Source organism: Curtobacterium sp. BRB10 (assembly GCF_031844325.1).
GTDB lineage: Bacteria > Actinomycetota > Actinomycetes > Actinomycetales > Microbacteriaceae > Curtobacterium > Curtobacterium poinsettiae_A.
This window is the reverse complement of the sequence record NZ_JAUZVA010000004.1, coordinates 335122-350341: the sequence shown is the minus strand read 5'-3', so window position 1 is coordinate 350341 and position 15220 is coordinate 335122. Positions and strand designations below refer to the sequence as shown.

17 protein-coding genes are annotated in these 15220 nt (G+C 72.4%); 5 read left to right on the top strand and 12 right to left on the bottom strand.

Annotated elements, in window-relative coordinates; all coding sequences use genetic code 11:
• Window positions 1–48: 48 nt before the first annotated feature.
• Window positions 49–549, bottom strand: a complete 501-nt coding sequence (locus tag Q9R26_RS11060; RefSeq protein ID WP_259581130.1) for a dihydrofolate reductase — start codon at window positions 547–549, stop codon at window positions 49–51.
• Window positions 549–1379, bottom strand: coding sequence for a thymidylate synthase (locus tag Q9R26_RS11055; protein WP_182066695.1), 831 nt, complete (start codon window positions 1377–1379; stop codon window positions 549–551). The genes Q9R26_RS11060 and Q9R26_RS11055 overlap by 1 nt, the downstream gene beginning before the upstream one ends.
• Before the next feature lie 38 nt (window positions 1380–1417).
• On the opposite strand from Q9R26_RS11055, the gene Q9R26_RS11050 reads away from it, so the two are divergent.
• The gene (locus tag Q9R26_RS11050; protein WP_311227292.1) at window positions 1418–2332 is read left to right on the top strand and encodes a TIGR01777 family oxidoreductase; all 915 of its coding nucleotides are present in this window, start codon (window positions 1418–1420) and stop codon (window positions 2330–2332) included.
• 19 nt (window positions 2333–2351) lie between these two features.
• Here Q9R26_RS11050 and Q9R26_RS11045 read toward each other — a convergent pair whose 3' ends face one another.
• On the bottom strand, window positions 2352–2816 hold the full coding sequence (locus Q9R26_RS11045) for a tetratricopeptide repeat protein (protein WP_017885925.1): 465 nt from the start codon (window positions 2814–2816) through the stop codon (window positions 2352–2354).
• 15 nt (window positions 2817–2831) lie between these two features.
• Window positions 2832–3578: a 4-hydroxy-tetrahydrodipicolinate reductase gene (locus Q9R26_RS11040; protein ID WP_247737497.1), complete on the bottom strand. Its 747-nt coding sequence runs from the start codon at window positions 3576–3578 to the stop codon at window positions 2832–2834.
• Window positions 3579–3601: 23 nt separating this feature from the next.
• Here Q9R26_RS11040 and Q9R26_RS11035 point away from each other — a divergent pair, with 23 nt between their 5' ends.
• Window positions 3602–4093, top strand: a complete 492-nt coding sequence (locus Q9R26_RS11035) for a GNAT family N-acetyltransferase (protein WP_311227291.1) — start codon at window positions 3602–3604, stop codon at window positions 4091–4093.
• Window positions 4094–4143: 50 nt separating this feature from the next.
• On the opposite strand, the gene Q9R26_RS11030 is transcribed toward Q9R26_RS11035, so the two are convergent.
• Both Q9R26_RS11030 and Q9R26_RS11025 read right to left on the bottom strand, forming a co-directional pair.
• Window positions 4144–4746, bottom strand: a complete 603-nt coding sequence (locus Q9R26_RS11030; protein WP_027464756.1) for a histidine phosphatase family protein — start codon at window positions 4744–4746, stop codon at window positions 4144–4146.
• An 8-nt stretch (window positions 4747–4754) separates the two neighbouring features.
• A complete protein-coding gene (locus tag Q9R26_RS11025; RefSeq protein WP_311227290.1) occupies window positions 4755–6089 on the bottom strand; it encodes a pitrilysin family protein in 1335 nt (444 codons plus the stop codon).
• Between the two features lie 251 nt (window positions 6090–6340).
• On the opposite strand from Q9R26_RS11025, the gene Q9R26_RS11020 reads away from it, so the two are divergent.
• Both Q9R26_RS11020 and Q9R26_RS11015 read left to right on the top strand, forming a co-directional pair.
• A complete protein-coding gene (locus Q9R26_RS11020) occupies window positions 6341–6988 on the top strand; it encodes a TetR/AcrR family transcriptional regulator (protein WP_110891918.1) in 648 nt (215 codons plus the stop codon).
• A 285-nt stretch (window positions 6989–7273) separates the two neighbouring features.
• Entirely contained in the window at window positions 7274–7801 is a 528-nt protein-coding gene (locus Q9R26_RS11015) for a YbhB/YbcL family Raf kinase inhibitor-like protein (protein ID WP_311227289.1), read from the top strand.
• A 94-nt stretch (window positions 7802–7895) separates the two neighbouring features.
• On the opposite strand, the gene Q9R26_RS11010 is transcribed toward Q9R26_RS11015, so the two are convergent.
• The gene (locus Q9R26_RS11010) at window positions 7896–10190 is read right to left on the bottom strand and encodes a polyribonucleotide nucleotidyltransferase (protein WP_209133385.1); all 2295 of its coding nucleotides are present in this window, start codon (window positions 10188–10190) and stop codon (window positions 7896–7898) included.
• A gap of 281 nt (window positions 10191–10471) precedes the next feature.
• Between Q9R26_RS11010 and Q9R26_RS11005 the strand changes: the two genes are divergently transcribed.
• Window positions 10472–11689, top strand: a complete 1218-nt coding sequence (locus tag Q9R26_RS11005) for a hypothetical protein (RefSeq protein ID WP_262137407.1) — start codon at window positions 10472–10474, stop codon at window positions 11687–11689.
• Window positions 11690–11723: 34 nt separating this feature from the next.
• On the opposite strand, the gene Q9R26_RS11000 is transcribed toward Q9R26_RS11005, so the two are convergent.
• From Q9R26_RS11000 to Q9R26_RS10980, 5 genes are read right to left on the bottom strand one after another with little or no spacing between them, the layout of a single operon-like run.
• Window positions 11724–11981 (bottom strand): ferredoxin, encoded by a 258-nt coding sequence (locus Q9R26_RS11000; RefSeq protein WP_311227288.1) that lies wholly within the window; start codon window positions 11979–11981, stop codon window positions 11724–11726.
• Complete coding sequence (locus Q9R26_RS10995; RefSeq protein WP_311227287.1) at window positions 11978–13282, bottom strand: NADH-ubiquinone oxidoreductase-F iron-sulfur binding region domain-containing protein; 1305 nt, start codon at window positions 13280–13282, stop codon at window positions 11978–11980. Before Q9R26_RS10995 ends, Q9R26_RS11000 begins: the two co-directional genes overlap by 4 nt.
• Window positions 13279–13836, bottom strand: coding sequence for a ferric reductase-like transmembrane domain-containing protein (locus Q9R26_RS10990; RefSeq protein ID WP_311227286.1), 558 nt, complete (start codon window positions 13834–13836; stop codon window positions 13279–13281). Before Q9R26_RS10990 ends, Q9R26_RS10995 begins: the two co-directional genes overlap by 4 nt.
• On the bottom strand, window positions 13836–14834 hold the full coding sequence (locus Q9R26_RS10985; protein ID WP_311227285.1) for an FAD:protein FMN transferase: 999 nt from the start codon (window positions 14832–14834) through the stop codon (window positions 13836–13838). Before Q9R26_RS10985 ends, Q9R26_RS10990 begins: the two co-directional genes overlap by 1 nt.
• On the bottom strand, window positions 14831–15187 hold the full coding sequence (locus Q9R26_RS10980; protein ID WP_311227284.1) for a hypothetical protein: 357 nt from the start codon (window positions 15185–15187) through the stop codon (window positions 14831–14833). The genes Q9R26_RS10985 and Q9R26_RS10980 overlap by 4 nt, the downstream gene beginning before the upstream one ends.
• Window positions 15188–15220 lie beyond the last annotated feature (33 nt).

Genomic DNA, 15220 nt, shown 5'->3' with positions numbered 1-15220 from the left:
GCCCGGATCACGTCCGTCACGCCGGTCACGCCCGGCCCGTGCGCGTGCTCAGGCGCGGCGCTGCCACTCCAGGAACCGGTAGCGGGTGCCGCCGTTCCGGGACTCCTGCCACGGGCCCTCGTCGGTGAGCTTCCAGCCGGCCGCCTCGCCGAGCATCGGTGCGACGGTGTCGCCGGGCACGTCGACGTCGATGAGGGTCTCGGAGACGTGGTCGGCCGCGTCGAGTGCGGCGGCGTAGACCTGACCGCCCCCGATCACCCACACGGTCTCGTCGGCGCCGTCGGCACCCTCGAGCGCGGCCTGCAGGTCGTGCACGGCCTCGGCGCCGTCGGCGGTCCACGTCGTGTCACGGGTGAGCACGACGTTGCGCCGACCGGGCAGCGGCCGGAAGCGCTCGGGCAGGGACTCCCAGGTGCGCCGGCCCATCAGCACGGTCGCGTCGCCGGTGACCTGCTTGAAGTGCGCCAGATCTTCGGGCACGTGCCAGGGCATGCCGCCGTCGGCACCGATGACACCGGTGGTCGAACGGGCCCAGACCATGCCGATCATCAGACGGCGACCGCGGCCTTGATCGCCGGGTGGTGCTCGTAGCCGACGACGGTGAAGTCCTCGTACTCGTAGTCGTCGATCGAGTCGCGCGGAGCGAGTTCGAGCGTCGGCATCGGGTACGCCGTGCGGGACAGCTGCTCCTCGACCTGTTCGACGTGGTTGTCGTAGATGTGGCAGTCGCCGCCGGTCCAGACGAAGTCGCCGACCTCGAGCCCGGTCTGCGCAGCGATCATGTGGGTCAGCAGCGCGTACGAGGCGATGTTGAACGGGACGCCGAGGAACATGTCGGCGCTCCGCTGGTAGAGCTGGCACGAGAGCTTGCCGTCGTTGACGTAGAACTGGAAGAACGCGTGGCACGGGGCGAGTGCCATGTCCGGCACGTCGGCGACGTTCCACGCCGAGACGATGAGCCGGCGGCTGTCCGGGTTCGTCCTGATCTGGTCGATGACCTGGGCGATCTGGTCGACGTGCTCACCCGAGGGGGTGGGCCACGAACGCCACTGCACGCCGTACACCGGACCGAGGTCGCCGTCGGCGTCCGCCCATTCGTTCCAGATCCGGACACCGTGCTCCTGCAGCCAGGTGGCGTTGCCCTCGCCGCGGAGGAACCAGAGGAGCTCGTACGCGACCGACTTGAAGTGCACGCGCTTCGTGCTGACGAGGGGGAACCCCTTCGACAGGTCGTAGCGGAGCTGCGCGCCGAACAGGCTGCGGGTGCCGGTGCCGGTGCGGTCGCCCTTCGGCGTTCCCTCGGTCAGGACCCGGCGGAGCAGGTCTTCGTAGGGGGTCGGGACGGAGGCGTCGGGCTGTACGGTCTCGCTGTCGGTCACACACAGAAGCCTACGTCGGTGTGAGTAGCGTTGCGGGCATGCCCGACACGACGGAACAACCGCTCTCGATCCTGGTGGCCGGCTCGTCCGGGTTCATCGGAACGCCCCTCGTCCGCGCCCTGCGCGCGGCGGGGCACCACGTCACCACGCTCGTCCGCCGCGAAGCGCGCACCGCGACCGAGTTCCGCTGGGCGCCGGGGCGGCGTCCGCTCGACCCAGCGATCCTCGACGGAGCCGACGTGGTGATCAACCTGGCCGGCGCGAACATCGGCAAGCTGCCGTGGACGGACGCCTACCGCGGGGAGATCCGCAGCTCGCGCATCGACGCCACCGACACCCTGGTCGAGGCGATGCGGCACGCCGCCACTCCCCCGGCGCTGTTCCTGTCGGGCTCGGCCTCGGGCGTGTACGGCGACCGCCCGGCCGACGTGCTGCAGGACGACGCCGCCCCGGGCACGGGATTCCTCGCCGACGTCTGCACCGCGTGGGAAGCCGCCGCGAACGCCGCTCCCGCCGGGGTCCGCGTCGTCACGCTCCGCACCGGCATCGTCATCGGCAAGGGCGGCGGTGCACTCGCGCCGCTCGTCCCGCTGACGAAGCTCGGCGTCGGCAGCCGGCTGGGCACCGGTGGCCAGCACTGGCCGTGGATCGCGCTCGAGGACGAGGTGGGCGCGATCGTGCACCTGGCGACCGCGGCGCCCGACGTCTCCGGGCCGGTGAACCTGGCGGGCCCTGAGCCCGTTGTCGCCGACCGCATCACGAAGCACGTCGCCGAGGTCCTGCACCGCCCGTACCGCTTCCGGATCCCCGAGTTCGCCCTGCGCCTTGCGCTGCGGGACGCCGCCGACGACATGCTCCTGTCGAGCCAGCGGATGGTCCCCACGAAGCTGCTCGAGTCCGGCTACACGTTCCGGTACACGCAGGCGGCGGACGCGATCGACGCCGTCTTCTGATCCGACGCCGGCCCCGGGGTCAGCGGTCGGCGGCGCGCGCCAGGGCGGTGCGCATCGCCGATCGCGCACGCTTGCGGTCACCGGCGGCGTCGTAGACCACGCCGAGCCGGTACCAGGCACGCCAGTCGGCCGGGTCCTGCTCGACCGCGTCTCGGTACCGCGGGAACAGCTCGTCGGCGGCATCGCGGATCGGCCGGCCCGACGGCCGCACCGGGACGACGTCATCCGGGGTGCCGCCCTCGGCCTCGAGCCGCGCGCCGAGCCGGGTGATGCGGATGCCGAAGCGGAACTCCAGCACGAGCAGGAGCGCTCCGATCGCGGCGACGACGAACAATGCGACACCGATGCCGATGCCGATCGGGATGCCGGTCGCGATGAAGGCGACGGCGCGCTGGCCGACCAGCACGATGTACAGGGCGAGCAGCACCGCCATGAGCGCCGCGCCCCAGAACGGCGAGCGGATCGTGCGTCCGGCCCGCTCCATCCGACTCATGACGCCTCAGCCGATGCCGAGGACGCTGCCGAGGCCCACGGTGAGGCCCCGCGCCGACACCACGTCCGCCAGCGCCGCACGGATGCCCGCGACGTAGGCGACGTCGTCGTTGGTGTCGTGTCGGATCGTCAGCGTCTCGCCGGGGCCGCTCAGCACGACGTCCTGCACGGCCTTCACCCCGGGCAGGCGGAGCGAGTGGACGGGCACGCTGGCGACCTGCTGGCCGCGGGCGCGCTGGTCGACGTGCGGGGCGTCGACGGGACCGACCTCGCGCCGGGCGTCGGCCATCAGCTCGGCGGTGCGCACCGCGGTGCCCGAGGGCGAGTCGATCTTGCCGGCGTGGTGGGTCTCGACGATCTCGGCGGCGGGGAACCACGGAGCCGCGATCGTCGCCAGGTGGGTGCCGAGCACGGAGCCGATCGAGAAGTTCGGGACCACGAGCACCCCCTGGTCCGGACGTTCCTGCAGCGCGGTGCGGAGCTTCGCGAGCCGGTCGAGCGACCAGCCGGAGGTGCCGACGAGCACGTTCGCGCCGCTCGACAGCGCGTTCTCCACGATCGCCGGGCTGAGCGACGGCACCGTCACGTCGACCACCAGGGCCGCGCCGCCGAAGACCGACGGCGGCGCCTCGTGCGCGCCGTCCTTCGACGACAGACGGGCGACGAGCTCGAACTCCGGGAGTTCCTCGACGACGGACGCGACGAGGCCCCCGAGACGACCGGTGGCGCCGACGACGGCGACGGGAGTGACCATGCGGTCCATCCTAGGATCGACGCATGTCAGTCGAGGTCAGGACCGTGCCGGCCGATCTGCCCGAGGTCGACGCGCTGCTCGACGCGTACCTGGACGAGCGCGAGGCGACGTTCCCGAGCGCGCAGGGCACGTACTCGCGGAAGCGCACCCCCGCGGCCGAGTTCACGCCGCCGAACGGGGTGTTCGCGGTGGCGTACTACGACGGCGTCGCGGTCGGCTGTGGCGGCCTCCGCCGGATCGCGGACGGGGTCGACACGTCCGGTGCCGTCGACGTCCGGTTCGAGGTCAAGCACGTCTTCGTGGCGCCACCCGGGCGCGGCCAGGGCGTCGCGACGGCCGTGATGGACCTGCTCGAGCGGGCCGGCGCCGGCCTCGGTGCGACGAGCATCGTCCTCGACACGAACGACTCGCTGGTGGCGGCCGGCGCGATGTACCGCGGCCGCGGGTACCAGCGGGTCGAGCCGTTCAACGAGAACCCGAACGCGACCGCCTGGTACCGCAAGCCGATTGTCTGAGCCGCCACGGGCCTCCCGGCCGCGCCGTCGCACGACCGGACGGGCAGCCGCTAGACCGGCTGGTCGACCGGCAGACCGGTGCGCAGCTCCACCGGCAGGTGGGCCAGGTCGTTCAGCGTGACCACCTCGGCGGGCTTCGCCGAGCGGATCCGGATGATCGTGAGGGCGGTGTGCGCGACGTTGGTGCCCATCCACCGCCACTCGGGGGCCTGGAACGCCTCGCGCACGAACCAGCCGATCACCGCGTTGTGGGTGATCAGCAGGTCGTGCCGGTCCTCCCGCGCCGGGGTGAACCACTCCGACACGGCGTCGCCCATCTGGGCCTGCCCGGCGACGATCTCCTCTTCGGTGATGCCGCCGTACCAGCCCTGGTAGGCGTGCGGCATGTCCGGGGTCGGGCCCGACGGGATGCAGTCGAACAGCAGTGTCGAGGGCTCGGGCTGGATCGACGGCAGGCGCTGCGACAGGAACGCGGCCGTCTCGCTCGGGGCCTCGAGCGGCGAGTGGTACACGCCGTCGAAGGGCACGCCGCCGAGACGGTCCGCGATCAGGGTCGCCTGACGCTTGCCGCGTTCGGAGAGCTTGCCGTCCCGCAGGCCGTGTTCGGCGTCCTGGTGTTCGCCGTGCCGGACGAGGTACAGGTAGTGCGACATGTCCGTGCTCAGCTGCCGATCCCGGTCGCCGCGGCGAGTTCGTCCTGCTGCACGGCACCGACCACCGAGGTGATCGTCGGCCGGGTGAGCAGGTCGCGCGCGAGTTCGAGCACCCCGCCGGTCGTGACACCGTCGACACGCTCGAGCGCCGTGGACAGGTCGGTGTACTCGCCGGTGCCGAGCTCGGAACGGCCGAGCCGGGTCATGCGGGCGTCGGAGTCCTCGAGCGAGAGCGTCAGCGCCCCCTCGATCTGGCCCTTGGCACGTCGGAGCTCGTCGTCGGTGATGCCGTGGTCGACCATCCGGCGGAACTCGGCGTCGACGATGTCGATGACACCCGCGACGTTGTCCGGGGCGCAGCCCGCGTAGACACCGAAGGCACCGTTGTCCAGGTACGCGGGGGCGAACGACGACACCGCGTAGGCCAGACCGCGGCGCTCACGCACCTCCTGGAACAGCCGCGAACTCATGCCCCCACCGAGTACGGCGTTCAGGACACTGAGCGAGGGACGGCGGTCGTCGCGCAGGTCGAGGCCCTGCGAGCCGCGGAGCATGCTGACCTGCTCGGTCGGGCGGTGCACCACGGTCAGCTTCGCCTCGACCGGGTCGGCGACGGTCTCGGGGGTGCGGCGCGGCAGCGGCTCGGCGTCGGGGGCGTCGTCGAAGACGCCGGCGACGAGCTCGCAGAACCGGTCGTGGTCGACGGCACCGGCGGCGGTGACGACGATGCCGTTCGGCGCGTAGTGCTCGCGGTAGTGGGCCAGCACCTCGTCGCGCTGGACCGCACGGATGCTGTCCGGGGTGCCGCCGATCGGACGGCCGAGGGGGTGCCCGCCGAAGGCCGCGGCGAAGAACGCCTCGCCCGCGACGTCGGCCGGGTCGTCGGCGGCCATCGCGAGCTCTTCGAGGATGACCCCGCGCTCGACGGCGAAGGCGTCCGGTTCGAGCACCGAACCGGTGACCATGTCACCGATGACGTTCACGGCCATCGGGACGTCGGTGTCCCGGACCCGTGCGTAGTAGCAGGTGTACTCCTTGGCGGTCGCAGCGTTGTGCTCACCGCCGACCGAGTCGAACGCGATGGCGATGTCGAGCGCCGACCGGGTCTCGGTGCCCTTGAAGAGCAGGTGTTCGAGGAAGTGGGTCGACCCGAACTGCCCGTCGCGCTCGTCGCGCGAACCGACGCCGACCCAGAACCCGATGCTCGTCGACGCGGCACCCGGCACCGCCTCGGTCAGCACACGGACACCCGAGGGCAGCACGGTGCGACGGACGAAGGCCCCGCCGGACGTCAGGAACGACGTGTCCGGGGCCCCGAGCGGCAGTGGCACTGGCTGGTTCATCGCAGACGAGCCTACTGATCCGGCGATGCCCGCCGCCCAGTTTCCCGATCTGGGACACGTGCCACTCGAAGTGGGGTACAAGAAATGTGGACAGACCGACTCGTCTGTCTGTCCTCCTTGTGCTACTGTTGGCCACGCCGGATCGAAAGCCCCCCTAAGTTCCGATCCGGCGGCTCGGGACATCAGTCCTGCGCGACCACCGAGTCCCCCCACTCCGGTCGCGGAGCCGATGAGTCCGAGGAGTACACGCTGTGACGGTCGATTCCCCCCAACCGGCCGTCCAGCGTCTCCCCGGCCCGAGCACGAACCTCGCGTCGCCGGACGGGTCGAGCGTCCCCCCGACTCCCCGCTCCGGCGGCGCGAAGGTCCGTGTCCTCGAGACCGCCACGCGACTCTTCTACGAAGAGGGCATCCACAGCGTCGGCGTCGACCGTCTCATCTCCGAGGCGAGCGTCACGAAGGCGACGTTCTACAAGCACTACGGGTCGAAGGACAACCTGATCCTGGCCTACATCCGCACCCAGCACGAGCGTGTGCAGGAGCGGATGGAGCAGCTCATCGCCGACGCCGGCTCCCCCGAGCGGGCCGTCCGTGCGTGGGTCGCCGCACTGGCCGACGACGTCAACGACCCCGCCTTCCGCGGTTGCGCGTTCCTGCACGCCGCCGCCGAGTACCACGACCCGCGCGACCCGGTACGCCAGGTCGTCGCCGTGCACCGCGACTGGTACACCGAGCGACTCGCGACCCTGCTGCAGGAGGCCGGACACCCCCTTCCCGGCGACGGTGCCGACGAGCTCATGCTCGCGCGCGACGGTGCGATGGCCGGCGCGTACGCCGGTGACGCGATCGCCGCCACGGCTGCGCTCAACCGCGTGGTCGACCGGGTGCTCGCGGGCTGACGCCGCCTCGTCGCTGTCGCTGTCGCTGTCGCTGTCGCGTTCGGCTGTCACCCTCGCGGGAGCGACAGATCACCGCGAACAGATCGCGGCATCCTGTCGCCGTCGCGGCGCCGACGCGCCCACGCGACGCGGATCTGTCGCTTCCGCGGGGCGGTCGAGGCGACCGCAGGCGGACGGGAGGCCCGTGGCGGGCCCGTACCGAGCCTCCAGACCGTCGTGTGCGAACCCCCACAGCCCCGAGCGCGCACCGAGCGCGGCCCGAGCCGGCGGGTGTTGGCTTGGGGCATGGCCAACGACCCCAACTGGAACCTGCCCGACGTCCCGTCCTTCACCCTGACGAGCCCCGACTTCACCGACGGAGGCGAGCTGCCCACCTCGGCACGCGGCTCCGACGTCGGCGGCGAGGACCGCTCCCCCGCACTCGAGTGGTCGGACGCACCCGAGGGCACGAAGAGCTTCGTCCTGACCGTCTACGACCCCGATGCCCCGACCGGTTCCGGCTTCTGGCACTGGAGCCTGACCGACGTCCCGGGCACGACGACCTCGCTCCCCGCAGGCGCCGGCACCGACGATGCCCTGCTGCCCGCCGAGGCGCTCCGCCGCCGCAACGAGTTCGGGACGGACACGTTCCTCGGAGCCGCTCCGCCCGCGGGCCACGGTGTGCACCGCTACTTCTTCACGCTGAGCGCCCTCGACGTCCCCGTGCTCGAGGTCCCTGCCGACGCGACCCCCGCGGTCGTGGGCTTCATGCTCCGCGGGCACCTGCTCGGGCGCGCGCAGCTCATGGGCACGCAGGAGACCCCCGCGGCCTGACCGGCACGAGGCACCCACGCACGCCCCCGCAACGCCGAACGGCCGCCGCCCCGGAAGGGACGGCGGCCGTTCGTGCGTCAGGACGCGGAGAGGATCAGCCCTCGGCCGGGTCCTCGGCGTGGGCGCGGACCGTCTCGGCCGAGGTGGAGTCACCCTCGGTCTCGTCGGTCACGACCGGCGCGAGCGACAGCTTGCCGCGGTCGTCCACCTTGGTGACCTCGACGAGGACCTTCTGACCGACGCCGAGCACGTCTTCGACGTTCTCCACACGCTTGCCACCGGCGAGCTTGCGGACCTCGGAGACGTGGAGCAGACCGTCGCGGCCCGGGAGCAACGACACGAAGGCGCCGAAGGTGGCGATCTTCACGACGGTGCCGAGGAACTGGTCCCCGATCTCCGGGTTGGTCGGGTTCGCGATCGCGTTGACCTGGGCACGAGCGGCCTCGGCCGACGGACCGTCGACGGCGCCGATGTAGACGGTGCCGTTGTCCTCGATCGAGATGTCGGCACCGGTGGTGTCCTGGATGCCGTTGATCGTCTTGCCCTTCGGGCCGATCAGCTCGCCGATCTTGTCGACGGGGATCTGCACCGAGATGACGCGAGGAGCGGTGTCCGCCATCTCGTCGGGGGCGTCGATGGCCTCGTTCAGCACACCGAGGATGGCCGAGCGGGCCTCCTTGGCCTGCTTGAGCGCGGCGTCGAGGACGGACGAGGGGATGCCGTCGAGCTTCGTGTCCAGCTGGATGGCCGTGACGAAGTCCGAGGTGCCGGCGACCTTGAAGTCCATGTCGCCGAGGGCGTCCTCGGCACCGAGGATGTCGGTCAGCGCCGCGTAGCGGGTCTGGCCGTCGACGGTGTCGGAGACGAGGCCCATCGCGATGCCCGCGACCGGGGCCTTGAGGGGCACACCGGCGTTGAGCAGCGAGAGGGTCGAGGCGCAGACGGAACCCATCGACGTGGATCCGTTCGAGCCGAGGGCCTCGGAGACCTGACGGATCGCGTAGGGGAACTCGTCGCGCGACGGCAGCACCGGAACGAGGGCGCGCTCGGCGAGGAAGCCGTGCCCGATCTCGCGACGCTTCGGCGAACCCACGCGGCCGGTCTCACCGGTCGAGTAGGGCGGGAAGTTGTAGTGGTGCAGGTAGCGCTTCTTCGTGACGGGCGACAGCGAGTCGATCTGCTGCTCCATCTTGAGCATGTTCAGCGTGGTGACGCCAAGGATCTGCGTCTCGCCGCGCTGGAAGATCGCCGAACCGTGGACGCGCGGGATCACGGCGACCTCGGCGTCGAGCGGACGGATGTCGGCGAGGCCGCGGCCGTCCATGCGGACCTGCTCGGTCAGGATGCGACCGCGGACGACCTTCTTCGTGACCGACTTGTACGCACCGCTGACCTGGCCGTTGGCGCTCTCCGGCAGCTCGCCGGCCTCGACCTTGGCCGCGATGGCCTCCTTCACGCGAGCCTTCAGGGCGTCGTCCTTGTCCTGACGCTCGAGCTTGCCGGCGATCTGGTAGACGTCCTTGAGCTCGTCGAGCGCGATGGCCTCGACGGCGTCATAGACCTCGGGCGCGTACGGCGGGAAGACCGGGTAGTCCTGGATCTCCTTGGCCGACTGCGCCGCCATCTTGGCCTGCGCCTCGACGAGGACCTTGAGGAACGGCTTCGCCGCCTCGAGACCCTGGGCGACGATGGCCTCGTCGGGCTTGGTGGCGCCGCCCTGGATGAGGTCCCAGGCGTGCTCGGTGGCTTCCGCCTCGACCATCATGATCGCGACGTCCTCGTTGCCCGCTTCGTCGGTGACGACACGACCGGCGACGGTCAGGTCGAACACGGCATCGGCGAGCTGCGAGGCCTTCGGGAACGCGACCCACTGGTCGGTGCCGTTGGACCCCGGGATGAGCGCGAGGCGCACACCGGCGATCGGGCCGGAGAACGGCAGACCGGAGATCTGCGTCGACGCGGACGCGGCGTTGATCGCCAGCGCGTCGTAGAACTCGTCCGGAGCGATGCTCAGGACGGTGATGACGATCTGCACCTCGTTGCGGAGGCCGTCGACGAACGACGGACGCAGCGGCCGGTCGATCAGACGGCAGACGAGGATGGCCTCGGTCGACGGACGGCCTTCGCGACGGAAGAACGAACCGGGGATCTTGCCGGCGGCGTAGGAACGCTCCTCGACGTCGACGGTCAGCGGGAAGAAGTCGAATCCTTCACGCGGGTGCTTGCCGGCGCTGGTGGCCGAGAGGAGCATCGTTTCCTCGTCCAGGTACGCGGCGACCGCGCCCTGGGCCTGCTGTGCGAGCCGACCGGTCTCGAACCGGACGGTGCGCTTGCCGTACTTGCCGTTGTCGATGACGGCTTCGGCGAACTTGATCTCGGGACCCTCCAAAAGGGCGCCTCCTTGATGTGTGTTCGGCAGGCCGTGGCGACGGCACTCGATGGTGCGTGCGCGCCGATCGTTCCGGACGCATGTCTGGCCAGCAGTAGAAGCACTCGGGAAACCGTTCCGGCCCGCGAGCCACCACCGATGACCAGCTCCGTGCCCAGCCTGCGCAGTGTTGTGTGTGACGTCCGGGGAATGAGTCCTCGGACACGTTGGACTTTACCAGTCCACAGGCTGTCAGCGGCGCGGCTCGCAGGACTCCTGGTGAACATCGGTAGCCTGCCGACATGCGCCTCACCCCCTCGCGGGGCGTGCTCGTCGCGGCCGCCGTGGTCGTCGGCGCGCTCGTCGCCCCGGCCCTGACCGCTGCCCCCGCGAACGCCACCGAGTACCCCACGTGGCAGGACGTCCAACGCGCCAAGGGCAACGAGACCGCGAAGCGCGCCGAGGTGCAGAAGGTGCAGGCGGCGCTGCAGTCGGCGCAGGACGAAGCGGCCGCGAAGTCGCAGGCCGCCCTGGTGGCCTCGTCGAAGGCGGACGCCGCCGAGGCGGAGTTGGCGTCGGCCACCCAGGCCGCCACGAGCCTCCAGGCCCAGGCGCAGCACGCGAGCGAGACGGCGGACCGGGCCCAGCAGCGGGCCGGCCAACTGGCCGCGAACCTGTACCGCGACGGCAGCACGAACCAGATGACCACCCGCATCGCGACCGCGAAGGACCCGGACCAGCTGCTCTACCAACTCGGCGCGCTCGACCAGCTGTCGGAGACCTGGTCCGGCGTGATGGACGAGGCGTCCGTCGCGGCCGGGACGGCATCGTCGCTGCACGAGCAGGCCGAGCGGGCCGAGACGGAGCGCGCGACGCGCGCGCAGGCGGCCGAGGAACGCTCGGCCGCGGCGAAGTCGGCGGAACAGGCGGCGGACGCCGCCGTCGAGTCGACGGAGCAGCACAGCGACGAGCTGTACGCACAGCTCGCGTCGCTCAAGGACAGCACCGCGAAGCAGGAGGCCGGGTACGAGCTCGGCCAGCGGGTCGCCGCGCAGAAGGCGGAGCAGCAGCGCAAGCGGGCCGCAGCGGCGGCGGCCGAGGCGGCGGCGAACGCAGCCGCGGCGAACGCCGGCAGCAGCGCCTCCAGCGGCGGTGCCACGAGCGGCGGCACCGGCTCGTCCTACCCGAGCACCGGGGGCGTCGCCGTGGACCCCGCAGCCGCACAGGCCTACGCACGGAGCGCGCTCGGGTCGTACGGGTGGGGCTCCGACCAGTTCTCGTGCCTGGTGTCGCTCTGGACGCAGGAGTCCGGGTGGCGGGCGAACGCCCTGAACGCCTCGAGCGGCGCCTACGGCATCCCGCAGTCGCTGCCGGCCGAGAAGATGGCCGTCGCCGGAGCCGACTGGCGCACCAACGCGAACACGCAGATCGACTGGGGGCTCGCGTACATCAAGAGCGCCTACGGCTCACCCTGCGCGGCGTGGGGCCACGAGATGAGCGTCAACCCGCACTGGTACTGAGCGCCGGGCCGGCCGGGCGCCAGTCTCCGGCCGCTCACCGCTCCACCAGTCTGAGCGCCTGCAGGGGGCACATCGCGACGGCGTCGGCCGCAGCGGCCCGCTCGTGCGGACGGACCGGGACGTCGCGGGTGCCGGCGCCGGAGGCACCGGGGTCGCCGGCCCGGGCGATCGGGTAGCCCCACTCGTCGCGCTCGAGCCGTTCGGCGAACAGTTCGGTGCAGAGTCCCCGGCCCCGACAGCGCGTCCAGTCGACGTGCAGCGAGACGTCGCCCGTGGCCGCACCCCCGCTCACCGCGCACCCCCGCGCTGCAGGCACCCGCCGCCGAGGTGCGCCTGCACGTCGTCGTGGAACACGTCGATTGCGCTCCGCACCATCCGCGCCACCCCGTCCGGGTGGTGACAGGCCCCTCGACCGTCGACCAGCGCGGCGACCCGACGCACCTCGCCCGCCAGGTCCCCGGCTGCTCGCCCCGAGGCGACGCTCCCGACGTCGGCTCGTCCCGACGCCAGGTCCCCGACGACGTCGGCGATCCGCGGCAGCCCGTTCACGCACGGTCCGCACCGTCCGGCCGACGCTCCGGCGAGCGCCGTCGCCAGCCGTGCCGTCACCGCGATCGGGCAGGTCCGGTCGTCGAGCACGGCGAGCACGCCGGCCCCGGGCACCGCACCCCACCGAGCCAGCCCCTCGGGGTCGAACGACGCGTCGAGGGCCGCGGCCGGCAGCCACGTCCCGCCCCATCCGCCGACCAGCACGGCGCGTGCGTGCGCCGGATCGGTCACCGGCAGCCGGGAGGCCCGCAGCAGGTCCCCGAGCGGCGCACCCCCGGCGGTCTCCAGCACCACCGCGGTGGTCGGGTCCGTCACGTCGCTCACCGTGACGAGCCGGGTGCCTGGTGCACTCGTGCTGCCGACGCCCCTCGCCCACGCCGCACCGAAGCGCACGACGAGTGCCGCCTGGGCCAGGGTCTCGACGTTCGACACCAGGGTCGGTCGCCCGCTCGGCCCCCGTTCGGCGAGCCGCACCACGCGGTCCTCGGGCAGACCCCGGCCACCGGCGACGGCCGACGCGAGGGCGCTGGCCTCCCCGGAGACGAAGGAGGCGTGGGGCAGGACCCGCACGCTGATCGGGACCGGGCCGGCGACTCGGCCGACGCCGCGGTCGGCGCGTTCCGCCAGGGCCCGGCGGACAGGACCGGCGAGTCGGTCGCTCGTGGCGAGGACGGCCTCGGACGCCCCGATCGCGGCGGCCGCGACGACGATGCCATCGAGCACCAGGTGCGGTGCGCGCTCGAGCAGGACGGCGTCCTTGCGGCTGGCGGGTTCCCCCTCGGCGCCGTTCGCGACCACGAGGGGCGCACCCCGGCCCCGACGGCGGCCGCGGGCGGTCACTGCGGCGAGCTTCCGGGCGAGCGGGAAACCGGCTCCGCCGCGACCGTCGACGCCGGCGCGTCCGAGTTCGTCGACCACCCACAGGCCGAGTTGCGGCAGCGGGCCGAAGGCGTCCTCGTGGTCGATGCGCGCCGGACCGGGTGCGGCCAGGAGCCGTCGGGTGCCCGTGGGCGGGACGACGGTGCGGGGGTGGGTCAGGGTCATCGGACGACCTCCAGCTTCGCGGAACGGAACTCGGTGACACGGGCGGTGCAGCGCCAGACGACGGCGGCGACGACGGCCGCGGTGCAGCCGCCGGCGAGCACGAGGAACCACACGGAGGTGCCGTCGGTCCCCGTGCCGACCGCGTGGGCCAGGGCGATCGGCCACATGGCGTAGGCCGCCCGGTGCACGGCGCGGAAGACCCGCGGGCCGATCGCACGGCGGAGCAGTGCGGTGACGACGAGCACGACGAGCAGGTCGACGGCCAGGGTGCCGAGCCCCAGCCAGAACCACCGGTACGCGCCGACGAACGGCACGACCGTGTCGAGCAGGCGGAGCTCGGCCTCGGTGTCGAGCAGCAGCGACCCCACGTGCACCGCGACGAACACGGTGGCGGCGAGGGCGACGTCCCGGTGCACGAGCTGCACGGCGAACCGGGGCAGTCCGGGCAGCGGTCGTCCGCCCCTGGTGACGATGCCGAGGAGCACGGTGAGGGTGAGGAGGAGGACGGCGGTGACGCCGGTGCCCCGGCCGACCACCCAGAGCGCGGTGTCCATCAGGCGACCGCCGATCGGTCGTCGTCGGGCCGCTCGTCGGGCTGCTCGTCGGGCCGCTCGTCGGCGCGCTGGTCGTCCGTGCCCTGGTCGTCGGGCCAGCCGCCGAGCCGCACGACCGTGCCGTCGGCGGCGACGAGCCGGGCGGCGCGTCCGCTCTGCCGGAGCCACTCGGCCGCGGTGCGACCGCGCACGACGGCGGCGGTCGTCATCGTGTTGGCGGTCGTGCACGACGGGGCGACGACGGTCACCGTGCGCCAGACCGGCTCGGCGGGCAGACCCCACCGTGGGTCGAGGATGTGGTGCCGGGTGGTGCCCTCCTGCTCCCAGCGGCGCTTCTGCGTGCTCGAGGTCGCGACGGACCACCCCGAGGCGATCCGGACGTGGTCGACCGGGTCACCCTCGAGGTCCTGCACCCGCACCTGCCAGCCGCCGGACGGATCCGGGCCGGCGGTCGCGACGTCGCCGCCGAACGACACCAGCGCACCGATGCCGAGCCGCGCGGTGATGCTCGCCGCAGCCATGTCGGCGGCAGCGGCCTTCGCCGTGGCACCGAGGTCGAGCGTGACGCCCTCGGGGATGCGCAGGAACGTGCCCGACAGCAGGATGCGCTGCCACGCCGGACGGTCGTCGAGTGCACGCGACAGGGCCTCGGGCGACGGGACCGGCCGGGCGTCGGCGAAGGCGGCGTCGTACCCGAGGGACACCATCCGGCGCCCGAGGGTCGGATCGACGTCGCCGTCGGAGAGCCGCGCTGCGTCGAGCGCCTGGTGCACGAGTGCGGCGAGGAGCGGCGACACCTCGGCGCCACGCACCAGGTCGTCGGCGCGTGCGGTGAGTTCGGAGTCGTCGCGGAATCGGCTGCACGCGGCGTCGACGGCGGAGGTGACCCGCCGGACGCAGGACTCCGCGGCGGCGAGGTGCCGACGGTCCCGGTGGTCGAGGACGACCCGGGCGGTCGTGGTCCAGAGGTCCCACTCGGTGGTGGCGCGCACGGTCACGACCCCGTCGTCGTGGTGTCGGAGGTCCCGCCGGTGGTGCCCTGCGAGACGCCGGTGTCCGAGTCGGTCGTGTCCGAGTCCGTCGTACCGGAGTCGGTCGTTCCGGAGTCGGTCGTCGAGTCGGTCGCGGCGTCGGTCGGCTGGGTCGACGAGTCGGTGTTCGTGCTCGTGTCGGCGCTGCTGCTGGACTCACTGCTGCTGGAGCTGCTCGTACTCGTGTCACTGCTCGTGCTCGCCTGCTCGTGCCCGAGCCAGAGCCCCGCACCGGTGACCATCGCCACCACGAGCCCGCCCGTGCTGACGATCGCACTCGTGATCCGTGCGGATCGCCTGCCGCTGCCTCTGGTGTCCATCGGTCCTCCTCGTCGTCATGACGAGGTTCCCGA

Bases quoted from the DNA above. Each gene is read 5' to 3' on its own strand.
- Q9R26_RS10980 (WP_311227284.1), bottom strand. From the start codon at position 15,187: ATGGACACCAGAGGCAGCGGCAGGCGATCCGCACGGATCACGAGTGCG.
- Q9R26_RS11030 (WP_027464756.1), bottom strand. From the start codon at position 4,746: ATGTCGCACTACCTGTACCTCGTCCGGCACGGCGAACACCAGGACGCC.
- Q9R26_RS10990 (WP_311227286.1), bottom strand. From the start codon at position 13,836: ATGGACACCGCGCTCTGGGTGGTCGGCCGGGGCACCGGCGTCACCGCC.
- Q9R26_RS10995 (WP_311227287.1), bottom strand. From the start codon at position 13,282: ATGACCCTGACCCACCCCCGCACCGTCGTCCCGCCCACGGGCACCCGA.
- Q9R26_RS11050 (WP_311227292.1), top strand. From the start codon at position 1,418: ATGCCCGACACGACGGAACAACCGCTCTCGATCCTGGTGGCCGGCTCG.
- Q9R26_RS11015 (WP_311227289.1), top strand. From the start codon at position 7,274: ATGGCCAACGACCCCAACTGGAACCTGCCCGACGTCCCGTCCTTCACC.
- Q9R26_RS11060 (WP_259581130.1), bottom strand. From the start codon at position 549: ATGATCGGCATGGTCTGGGCCCGTTCGACCACCGGTGTCATCGGTGCC.
- Q9R26_RS11045 (WP_017885925.1), bottom strand. From the start codon at position 2,816: ATGGAGCGGGCCGGACGCACGATCCGCTCGCCGTTCTGGGGCGCGGCG.
- Q9R26_RS11005 (WP_262137407.1), top strand. From the start codon at position 10,472: ATGCGCCTCACCCCCTCGCGGGGCGTGCTCGTCGCGGCCGCCGTGGTC.
- Q9R26_RS11025 (WP_311227290.1), bottom strand. From the start codon at position 6,089: ATGAACCAGCCAGTGCCACTGCCGCTCGGGGCCCCGGACACGTCGTTC.
- Q9R26_RS11035 (WP_311227291.1), top strand. From the start codon at position 3,602: ATGTCAGTCGAGGTCAGGACCGTGCCGGCCGATCTGCCCGAGGTCGAC.
- Q9R26_RS11040 (WP_247737497.1), bottom strand. From the start codon at position 3,578: ATGGTCACTCCCGTCGCCGTCGTCGGCGCCACCGGTCGTCTCGGGGGC.